This is a genomic window from Parabacteroides sp. AF27-14 (assembly GCF_003635425.1).
In the GTDB taxonomy this organism is placed as follows: Bacteria; Bacteroidota; Bacteroidia; order Bacteroidales; family Tannerellaceae; genus Parabacteroides; species Parabacteroides distasonis.
In genome coordinates this window covers 362,503-373,579 of the sequence record NZ_QTLZ01000003.1, presented here as the reverse complement: position 1 = coordinate 373,579, position 11,077 = coordinate 362,503, and the positions used below count along the sequence as shown (strand labels likewise).

The window sequence follows — 11,077 nt, the reverse complement described above, 5'->3', positions numbered from 1 at the left end:
ATTATGTAAATCTCTCAAAGAACTCTTTTGTCGCTTTCGTTTTGCGAACGTGGCTGCAAAGATAAGGACTTTTATTTTAAACCTCCAAATTATTTCGGAACTTTTTTTTCTAAAAGTTTGTTTCATCATTTTGTACCGGCGTTCTCTCTCGAATGCGGGTGCAAAAGTAGTGCTATAAAACATAACCTCCAAACTTTTTCGTAACTTTTTTGTGATATTTTTTTCATGTCTTAACAAGTTATATAATGTACGTGCAATAAGGCACAAGACATCGTATCCCTTATTTCATAATCCACTCATGTTACCTCCTATTTAAAGTAGCAAACGGTATTAAATAAAAAACTACTAACTAAAAACATTAGAATTAAATCAAAACAGTTTCTAATTCAAAAACATTTTTTTACAAGAACCACAAATTAAATGCGCCCTTTTTAGTTTACTGTATATCACATAATTATAAAGACGCACGTGTTTTCAAAAAAACATGTACGTCTTTTACCAGAAACACGTACGAGAATTTGGAAAAACATGTACGTGTTTTTTGACAAATGCATCAAAAACGGAAGTATTAAGAGAGAAAAATACAATAAGTATGGACTTTATTAATAATTAAAATGTTGGATGCCGATTCCGGTCTTAATATAATCGACGATAGTCACAATCATAGATTCCCCTCCTGCGGCATACAACTCCTCATAGTTCTTGGACGTACTAAGGAACTTTTGGAAATAAAAAACAAGAATAGTATAGAACACATAAATTTATTCCATATCTTTAGCAGAAACAAAATTAGAAACCATGATACACTTATTAATAAACACACTTGCCGAGAAAATGAATGATTTCCTTTCAAGCTATTATGAGCGAGCCGAAATTATAGTAGAAGCAGGAAGCATTGAAGCAACCCCTGCCGAAGATCAATCCGATAAAATCATACTTTCTATCGTAAACATCGAGCGGGAAACAGCCATGGGAATCTCTAGTCCTTACAGAAAGGCACAAGGCAATACATTCCAACGCACATCCCCACCATGGCATTTGAATATATATATTATGGTAGCCGCTATTTTCACCCCCAAAAGATATCTGGAATCCATACAAATACTGTCTGACACCATCTCATTTTTACAGCAAAACCCCAGTCTAAATATACCGGGGCAAGACATAGTAACACTTGAGCCTATTACTACCAGTATACAAGAACTCAGTAATATATGGAGTATTTTAGGTGGACACTATTATCCCTCAGTACTGTGTAAAGCACGAATGATCTCATTCGACGGAAAAGAAATAAAGGATATAAAACAAAGAATATCGAGTCAAGAAATAAATTAGGAAAAATGTTATCAAACATATGACAATGAATGCTTGATGTGTATTTTTTGTCTACTTTTGAAAATATTATTAATTATAAAATGAACCCATAATGAAAATAGAACCTTTAATCAATGTTGCATTTACTCATGAATATAATGACAAAAGCAATTCTTCAAGACTTTTCAACATAGAATCCAAAATAAAATCAAGGGCCGTATTAGGTGGGTCTCTATTTCCCTTCATTCATACAGAAGCAAACCGATACTCAATAGTTGGAGATAAAGAAGAGCTTCTTGATCATCTATCAACAACTCCGGAAGGCCTTAATTTTGAGTTTCGAGCACATTTGGCTGATCCTAATTTCTTATATTATACACGATCCCTTTTGCCTGATGAACAGAATGATCCGGATATACAAATAAGAATTATTGATAACCGGCTCAATCTGATGAGCGTAATCATTCATGTCACCAAGGAATTATTCAAAGCGGGGTGTCCTATAGAGAAAAACATACATTATCAAACAAAAGAAGCTTATTGGGACTTTATTTTGATCCCCCGTAACCCTGATTATATACCCACTGAGATTTTTATGGAGGATAATGGACCGGAAAATATTAGCTTCAAGAATCCCGAGCAAATCCGTTTCATGAATAAGGACATTTTTCGTATCAGCACAGAATATCCGATAAAGATTAAGGAAGAGTCTTATTACCAAAGAAGATCAGATATCACGATTTACGAGAAAAGAGAATATGCTAAAAGAATGCTATTAAGGCATGTTCCTGTTCCCTCTTTGGGACGTTTCCTTATAAAGGAATTACAATCTACCGAGAATTCTATTATACAAATTCTTTATATCTAAATCCTTAAAAAAATAACGTATGGCACAAATGAAAACCCCTGGCGTTTATATCATAGAGAAAAACGCTTTTCCTAATTCAGTCGTAGAAGTCGCTACCGCCATCCCTGCCTTTATCGGGCATACCCAATTCGCACGGGACGGTAACAAGGATTTGACCGATATCCCTTTCCGTATATCTTCTATGGCTGAGTTCCATTCGTTCTTCGGTTTCGCTCCCACCTTGCGATTCGGAATTCGTCCGGAAGATTCCGAGAGTGAGGACACCACCAATGACATAAACGTATTATTCCCCGACGGAAGTTGCCAGCTTACTTTGCCAAAAACGTTCTATGCTTTATATTATAATATGTTGTTGTTCTACGCTAACGGTGGAGGACCGTGCTATATCGTCTCCGTAGGAGATTATGAGCATGACTTTAAAAGCATAGACTTTACAAATGCGCTCTTAGCCTTAAAAAAAGAACAGGAGCCCACGTTGGTCGTCGTTCCGGAAGCCGTATATATGGAGGAAGGCGATTGTTACAAAGTTCAAACTGCCGCTTTGATGCACTGTGGTAACGATATGAAAAATCGCTTTGCCATATTAGATGTTTTCAACGGATACAAAGATGAAAACGGTGCGGTTATCAAAAGTTTCCGGGAAAATATAGGTAGCAATTTCCTTGCGTACTGTGCCTCCTATTATCCATGGATAAATACATCTATCGTCACCGAGAAAGATATCACTTTTTATAATATAGAAAAGGATAGTTTAGAGAAATTGGAGGAACTGATCTTGAACGAATTCTCAAAGAAGTCCGGTGTAACGAATGAGGCTGTCAATGAACTTATGGACAAGTTCAAGCTTTTGCTTACCATGAAAGAGGACGAGGCGGAACGTTTCCATACCTTATTATACCAAGTCAGTTCCGTATACCGCTCCATTTTGAGAGAGATTCGCTTGAGGATCAATTTACTTCCGCCTTCAGCTTCGATGGCCGGTCTTTATACTATGGTAGATAACACCCGGGGAGTATGGAAAGCCCCTGCGAATATTTCCATCAATAACGTAGTCACACCCGCACTCTCGATCACAAATGCCGAGCAAGAAGATCTGAACGTACCGATGAACGGAAAAGCCGTAAACGCAATCCGTAGCTTCCCCGGTGAAGGAATCAAGGTTTGGGGTGCCCGCACGATGGATGGTAACTCGTTAGACTGGCGTTATATTAACGTAAGACGTACGATGATCTTCCTTGAGGAATCAATCAAGAACGCCGCCCGTGCCTATGTATTCGAACCGAATGTGGCAAATACATGGGTAAATATGCGTAGTATGATAGACGGATTCTTACGGGGCGTATGGAAACGAGGTGGATTAGCAGGAACTTCCCCCGAAGACGCATATAGCATTCATATCGGATTGGGAGACACGATGACTCCCGAGGATATTCTGGAAGGTATCCTCAGGATATCTGTATTCGTGGCTATTACCAGACCTGCGGAATTTATCGAGATCACATTCCAACAACAAATGCAAAAAAGCTGATAATTTAAGAATTAAAACCTATTAAAAAAATACGAATATGGCAGGAGAAGCACAAGATAATGTATGGCCGTTACCCAGCTTTTATTTTAAGGTAGAATTAGGTAGCCTCGGGGAAATCGCTTTTAAAGAGGTATCTGGTCTGGATATGGAAGCCCAAGTAATTGAGTACCGACATGGTAATAGCCCGGTTTTCTCAAATATCAAGATGCCGGGACTGAAGAAGACGAGCAATGTCAGTCTAAAGAAAGGGGTTTTCAAAGCGGATAACAAATTATTCGATTGGTTTAACAAGATAAAAATGAACACAATACAGCGAGAAGATGTAACAATCAGCTTACTGGATGAAGCAGGAAGCCCTACGATGGTTTGGAAATTATCGAACGCATGGCCGACTAAGGTTACCGGTGTCAGCTTAAAATCCGATGGAAACGAGGCTGCCATCGAAACCTTAGATTTAGCGCATGAAGGATTGACCATAGAAAACGCTTAATGCTAAGGTTTGATCATATTGTCCCTCCTCCGGTAGCGTTTTATTTCAACGTGACTTTCGAAGGATTGATCGAGACCTCTTTCCAAGAGGTCTCGGGACTACAACTTGAAATGGAGACGGAAACGATTAAAGAAGGGGGAGAAAACAGTTTCAGCTATCAGGTGCCTACCCGACGAAAGCACGGTAACCTTGTGTTGAAACGTTCTTTAATGCCTTTGCCTCATGTGCTAGAGACATATGTGGTTAAAGTATTGGAAAATAATGGAAGTGCCCAGATCGTTCCCGTCAATTTAACTATATCATTGCTGGATGCCGGGCATTTTCCCCTAAATAATTGGTCTGTGCTCAATGCTTACCCTGTAAAATGGGACATTAGCGCATTGAATTCCCAAAAGAATGAGTTGGTGATTGAAACATTGGAGATGGCTTATACTAATTTGATCCGTATGTCGATAAGAGATACAGAAGATACGAAAAAAGAACAATTTAAGCAATGGCTATAACTATAAAAGAAATCCAAGTGTCCGCAAAAGTGACACAACAGAAAAAGGAACCCAACCTCCCTCTCTCCCGTGATTTGATACAACAAATCAAAGAGGAGGTAATTCGTGAGGCCAAGAAAGATTTGTCTAACCTTTTTTCTTGTAGAAAGGAGCGGTAAAACATGAACCAAAAGTTGATCATCGAGGCATATAAATCAATTGAATACAAAGGTGGCGAGAAATTGGGTAATATCACCGTCCAAATCAATCCGGATAGCTATAAGTTAAGCAGATCTACCTCCTATAAGAAAGACAAAAGCATAAAAGAGGATAAGCAACTACCGGAGTATAAACACACCAACCCCTCTACTCTCTCTTTTGATATACACTTCGATGGTACCGGTATTATCCCGACGGGGAAAAAAACCGTGACAGAAAGGATCAAGGATTTGGAGAATATCATTTTTCTACCTAGCGCGGAGATCGATCCACCCAGCCCTTGCTTCCTTAAAGTAATTTGGGGGAGTCTCATTTTCAAGGGGAGATTAACCAGCCTAAATTGGGATTACACCTTATTCTCGCCCAATGGCAATCCTTTACGAGCTAAAGGCTCCTTGTCACTAACAGAGGCGATTAGTAGTAGAGAGACACAAGCAAAAAAGAAAAATCAAAAAGCTGAGGGTAAATTCGTTACTTTTAAACAAGGAGACAGTCTAATCGGGTTATGCGCAAAAGAATATAAAAATTCTGGTTACGCTCCAATGATTGCCTCCATTAATAACCTAATCAGCTTTAGAGATATAAAACCCGGAACTCAATTATGGTTCCCTAAAATATAATGAATATGGATAATTCATTTATAATCAAACTATTCCTAAATGGTAAAGATGTAACGGAGCAATACTCCGTAATCAATGCAAAAATATACAGAGCATGTAATAAGATCGATAAAGCAACGATCTCCATCAGCGCTGATATTATCGACAACAGCCAATTTGAAATACCAGACAACAAAATATTCAATCCGGGTACGGAGCTTAAGTTTCAAGCGGGTCCAACAGATAAGGTCAGCACCTTATTTGAGGGATGCGTTACAACCCATCAGTTAAAAATCAATAGCGAACAACAAACTCTATTTGTTTTAGAATGTAGGGGGTTCGCATATCCTGCAACCTTTGGACGTAAAAATAATGTATATGAAAATAGTAAAGATGATGCCGTTATCAAGAAGATTCTGGGACAATACGGGCTTTCTGCCAAAGTAGATAGCACCGGTATAGAAATTCCACAACTGGTACAATATTATTGTACAGATTGGGATTTTGTACTCACACGAGCACAAAATAACGGATTAGTCGTTATCACTGACGGTAAACAAGTCAAGGTATGTAAACCGAATGTATCTGCCTCCCCGGTCTTAACCATCACCTATGGAGATAATTTAATCGCTTTCGATGGTTCTATATCCGCTTCCGAGCAATACACAGATACAAAAGCCTGCGCTTGGGACGTGAGCCGTCAACAAATTATCAAAGCCACCGCCAGCAAACCTTCTCTCAATGCCCAAGGCGATATCGCCGCAAAGGATCTATCCGGTCTGGCAAATGAAGTGATGCTTTATCAAACCAACGCTCCCATCGGCGACGCTTCTTTACATGCTTGGGCCGATGCGCAAGCTTTATGGAGCGGTCTGGCACGTTTTCAAGGCTCCATCACAATTTACGGGAATGCGTCTATTATTCCGGGCTGTATTATCAAATTAGAAGGATTAAGCAAACATTATAGTGGAAACGCATTTGTTCAATCAGTAGAACATACACTACAAGGAGGCGAATGGAAGACACAAGTCTATATGGGTTTCAGTCCAGTAGTCATTACCGAAGAGCCCGATGTAGTGGCTCCCGCAGCTAGTGGTTTTTTGCCCGGCATACGAGGATTACAAATAGGGATCGTTAAAAAGATCGGAGATAATAAAGATTTCGAGAATTTCATATTAGTCGATATACCCTTGTTACAATGTGAGAAGACGGAGATATGGGCTCGGCCGGTCAGTCCGTACGCAAGCAATGGGGTCGGCATGTTATTTCTACCGGAAGTCGATGATGAGGTAGTCCTGCAATTCATCAATGAGGACCCCTGCCACCCTGTGATTATCGGAAGTTTGTACAGTCGCAAACGAAAAACGCCGGTTTCTTTAGATCCAAAAAATAATTTAAAGACAATTGTTACAAAAAACCAGTTGAAAATTACTTTGGACGATGATAAAAAGATTATCACAATAGGGACTCCCGGAGAGAACACGCTCATATTGGATGATGACAAAAAGCAAATTCTGTTATCCGATGCTAATAAGAACAAGGTCTGTATGGATAAAAACGGAATTATGGTAGAATCCGGCAAAGATCTCATATTTAAGGCAAGAGGGAATGTCAAGACAGAAGGAATGGGTATCGAATCCAAGTCTAAGCAAGATACCAAGATAAATGGCTTGAATATCGAGGTTTCCGCACAAATGGGAGTTAAAGTAAAAGGGTCTGCCACCGCCGAAATATCCGCATCCGGCCAAACCGTTGTAAAAGGAGGCGTTGTAATGATTAATTAAATCGAATGATTTATGCAGAACAAAAATAGTTTTTTAGGTAAAGGATGGGCATTCCCCCCAGAATTCAGCCATAATGATAATCCCACCCGCATGTCTAATTATGAAGAAGACATCCGGCAAAGCTTGATCATCCTTCTCTCCACTCGCACAGGGGAACGAATACATCGTCCGGATTACGGTACGGAACTATATCGTTATCAGTTTGAACAATTAGATCTTACCATGGAGACCATGATTAAAAGCGCTATTGAGAAAGCTGTTCTCTTATACGAGCCTAGAGTCTCGCTTGATCGCATAGAAATTAATAAGGCTTCGATTCAAGATGGCATTCTGATTATCGAACTTTATTATACGATACGTATGAATAATGTCCAACAAGAATTGACCTATCCTATCTATTTTGATTCTAACCGATGAATAAACAATGGAATAAAGATGGATTGACAAGAAAAAAATTGGAGAATGATTTCCGGATACATGAGCCTTTTCAAGTACTCGAGAAAAATCTCTCCAATTTATTGGCTCGTGCCTTTTCGAAATCATCCTTTTTATATCATTACCAATCCTTAGCCATACTCAATGAGATCAAGCAAACAGACACAATCGGGATCGAACAGAGTTTCATTTTGTGGCAAAATGAGAACTCACCGGAAAGTAACAGAGAAATCACCTATCTAAGAAACTCTCTATACCATAAGTTCTCTGATTGGTATCAAAGATTGAATCATCGGATCTTTAGAGATTCCATGTCCGATTTATTTCTGGATATGGAGAAATATAACCAGAGACTTCAGCTAATAACCCTATCCAATCCTAAAACGGTTCGTAGAAGTCTCTACCTATTATTACGTATCCTCCGTAATTTACAAAACAAACGGGAGATTTACATCCAAGAAATCGCTAAAAGCGGAGAGACCGATCCCTCATTAGCTGTTTTAATCGCTTTCTTGAAAAACTATCAATATCTGGTAGATCAGTTCAATAAACGCTGGGAAGCTTATCCGTTATTTTATGTCAACCAAATATTGAAGGAATCTCCCCAAAAAGCGATTATTCCTTCCGCTTGGTTTATCGCCGTGAAGAATAATACCGCACAGCAAGCCCAGTTACCCAAAGGTACAGGTATTATAACACAGGTACCATTTCCTGCGCAAGATATCCAATTTTGTTATCGTACGGACGAAGATTATTCGGTCAATGACATGAAAATAACGAGTATACATTCGTTACTATTGGAAAAAGATCCGAAAAAATATCCAGCGAGCCGATTAGGCTTCGTTACGTCCATCTGGCAAAAACAGTTGAATGACAGGATCGGAAACGTTCCTTCTAAGAAGCCCAATCTGGACTCAGAGCTAATCTTTGAGAACCAATCCTCTATACAAGCTGGACTGATGATCGAATCTCCCATGTTATTACTTCGGGAAGGACATCGGGATATACATATCACATTCGGATTAGAAGAAGACTCCATATCATATTTCAAAGAATTAATCGCTACCACGGAACAATCTTCCCACGAAACCGGGCGTGTATTAAACGACGCTTTCCTATTGGAGTTAAGCACAGAGAAAGGTTGGGCCCCGATATACGCCTACACCTTGACATTCATCAACGAAAACTCCTTTTATCTGAAATTCGTCCTTAATGAGAAATTCGACCCTACAACACCTTGCTCTGAAGCTCATGGTTGCCAAACACGGAACCCAGCGCTCCGTATATTGATGAACACGGATGCTTGGTTATTCCCCTACTCTTGGGTACACCGTATTTTTATTACTAGCTTAAAGATAAAGGTACATGTATCCGGCATGTCATCCTTGAAAATCTATAATCCTCTGGGAGAAGTAGACGCAAGCGTACATTTCCCTTTATTCGGGTTAGAAGCTCAAAAAGGCTCATGGTTCGCATTCGGTAATTATGAGATAGCGATCAAGCCTATCCAATCCATGGGTATTACTTTGCAATGGGCGGATCTACCTTATTCGGAAGGAGGTTTCTATGATTTGTATCAAGCATATAAGACACCTATCGATAATACCACCTTCAAAATTGAATGGGAAAAACTAACAGACCAGAAATGGGTAAAATTACCGGGAAGTACATCTTGTCTTTTCAATACGAAAAACAAGCATACTTCCCCTAGGGGAAAGCTCTCGGAGTACAGCGAGATCGTTTACGACAAACCGTTCAAAAACATTACGGTCTCCACGGAAGAAGAGCAATATCAATATACGAAAACCCAGCAAGGCTTCTTCAGGATTAGACTCACAGATCCGAACGGCGGATTTGGGCAGACGGAGTACCGGATGCTCTTTGCGGATATCATGATAAGAAACAGCCATACCCGTAAACAGACCCCGGTGCCCAAACCTCCTTACAACCCTATGATTGAAAGTATAGGTATCGGTTATAGCGCCGAGGAAGAATACTTTTTCAATGGCGATACCCCAAGAGATAGATGCCGTATCTATCATATCCATCCATTGAGGCAAAAGGAATTACATGAAATCGATCTACGTCATCCGTTCCCAATGGTGGAAGTTCCCACAGAAGATGGGATTATTCTATTCGGTATTGGTAACTCGATCGGTAACGACCAGATCCGTTTATTCTTCGAGATGGCTGCCTTGAAACGGGAAATCGGAAAAGAATATCTTCCTTGCGTACAATGGTCTTTCTTCAACGGCAAGCAATGGGAGTTTATCAAACCGGGTAATTTACTTTCCGATACAACCGGGAATCTGTTGAATACAGGTTTGGTAGACGTCCTGCTTCCCTCACCTATTAGCGAGGAAATGCTAGACATAAATGGAGATTTCTGGCTTTCGGCAAAAGTATCTTGCCACACGCAAAATTGTTCATCCATACGAAATGTCTATCTAAACCCAGTGAAAGCCCGGTTAGAAATCCCCGAAGAAATGGAAGCCCTGATCAGTGAGGAACTCGAAAGCTTCACGGGACTCGTTTCTTTCGAGAAAAGTATGCCGGGACTTACGGATATTTACCAGATCATACCCGCTAAAGGAGGACGTTCGCCGGAAACGCCAGAGGATATGCGGCTCCGGATCACCCAAGAGATGTCCCATCGGAACCGGGCTGTATTGCCTAGGGATTACGAGCAAATAACATTGGCTCAGTTCCCCGAAGTTGAAAAAGTACTTTGCTTGCCCGGAATAGACAGTAAAGCTCAAAACAGGAGCCCGATCGTAACATTGGTCGTGATGCAAAAGGAGAAAGATAAAAAGATCTTGCCTTTATGCGAACATAGGCTACTCATGCGAATCGAAGATTATATAGGTGACAAGACAAGTCCGTTCATTACCGTTGACGCTATCACTCCGGTCTACGAGGAAGTAACCGTTTGCTGTAACCTCCGGATAAAGCCCGGATATCCCGTAGGAGATATACTCCGCCAGACAGAGGCACGCATTAATAATTGTATCGCGCCTTGGCGAGATAAGGAAGAGATCCCGGTATTTGGGCTTTCGTTCTCATCGACAGATCTTTATAACTCCATACGAGAGTGTGAAGCCATCGTGGACATTGATATATTAAGCGTAGCGCATGTCGTATATACGGCAAAAGACCAACAAAAGAGCTATTATCTAAACCGCTACCCGGAAGAGGCAAGGCAAAATTTCAACGTTAGCCCTTCCCAACCTTGGTGCATATTAGTTCCTTCTGATAGGCATTTGCTATATATTGACCAAAAAGACGAACTACTGGAACAACTCGGACTCGGATATTTAGGAGTTGGAAGTAATTTTATTATTAACAAATAAAACAAACC

Annotated in this window: 10 protein-coding genes; all 10 read left to right on the top strand. The window is 40.2% G+C overall.

All coding sequences use genetic code 11. The annotated features are described in order from the left end of the window. Positions 1-798 precede the first annotated feature (798 nt). The 10 genes from DWY79_RS05435 to DWY79_RS05395 all read left to right on the top strand — a co-directional run bounded on the left by DWY79_RS05435 (position 799) and on the right by DWY79_RS05395 (position 11,069). The gene (locus DWY79_RS05435; protein WP_122368977.1) at positions 799-1,335 is read left to right on the top strand and encodes a DUF4255 domain-containing protein; all 537 of its coding nucleotides are present in this window, start codon (positions 799-801) and stop codon (positions 1,333-1,335) included. Between the two features lie 91 nt (positions 1,336-1,426). Beyond that, complete coding sequence (locus DWY79_RS05430) at positions 1,427-2,182, top strand: hypothetical protein (RefSeq protein ID WP_122368976.1); 756 nt, start codon at positions 1,427-1,429, stop codon at positions 2,180-2,182. A gap of 19 nt (positions 2,183-2,201) precedes the next feature. Continuing rightward, positions 2,202-3,710: a phage tail sheath subtilisin-like domain-containing protein gene (locus DWY79_RS05425; RefSeq protein WP_122368975.1), complete on the top strand. Its 1,509-nt coding sequence runs from the start codon at positions 2,202-2,204 to the stop codon at positions 3,708-3,710. A 37-nt stretch (positions 3,711-3,747) separates the two neighbouring features. After that, the gene (locus DWY79_RS05420) at positions 3,748-4,200 is read left to right on the top strand and encodes a phage tail protein (protein WP_005861441.1); all 453 of its coding nucleotides are present in this window, start codon (positions 3,748-3,750) and stop codon (positions 4,198-4,200) included. After that, complete coding sequence (locus DWY79_RS05415) at positions 4,200-4,703, top strand: phage tail protein (RefSeq protein ID WP_005861439.1); 504 nt, start codon at positions 4,200-4,202, stop codon at positions 4,701-4,703. Before DWY79_RS05420 ends, DWY79_RS05415 begins: the two co-directional genes overlap by 1 nt. Further along, positions 4,694-4,861 (top strand): hypothetical protein, encoded by a 168-nt coding sequence (locus DWY79_RS22690; RefSeq protein ID WP_199705192.1) that lies wholly within the window; start codon positions 4,694-4,696, stop codon positions 4,859-4,861. The genes DWY79_RS05415 and DWY79_RS22690 overlap by 10 nt, the downstream gene beginning before the upstream one ends. A 3-nt stretch (positions 4,862-4,864) precedes the next feature. Continuing rightward, positions 4,865-5,521, top strand: a complete 657-nt coding sequence (locus DWY79_RS05410) for a hypothetical protein (RefSeq protein ID WP_122368974.1) — start codon at positions 4,865-4,867, stop codon at positions 5,519-5,521. A 5-nt stretch (positions 5,522-5,526) separates the two neighbouring features. Continuing rightward, positions 5,527-7,284 (top strand): type VI secretion system tip protein VgrG, encoded by a 1,758-nt coding sequence (vgrG, locus tag DWY79_RS05405; protein ID WP_122368981.1) that lies wholly within the window; start codon positions 5,527-5,529, stop codon positions 7,282-7,284. Between the two features lie 12 nt (positions 7,285-7,296). Then, on the top strand, positions 7,297-7,701 hold the full coding sequence (locus tag DWY79_RS05400; protein ID WP_005867028.1) for a GPW/gp25 family protein: 405 nt from the start codon (positions 7,297-7,299) through the stop codon (positions 7,699-7,701). After that, complete coding sequence (locus DWY79_RS05395) at positions 7,698-11,069, top strand: hypothetical protein (protein WP_122368973.1); 3,372 nt, start codon at positions 7,698-7,700, stop codon at positions 11,067-11,069. The genes DWY79_RS05400 and DWY79_RS05395 overlap by 4 nt, the downstream gene beginning before the upstream one ends. Positions 11,070-11,077: the final 8 nt, after the last annotated feature.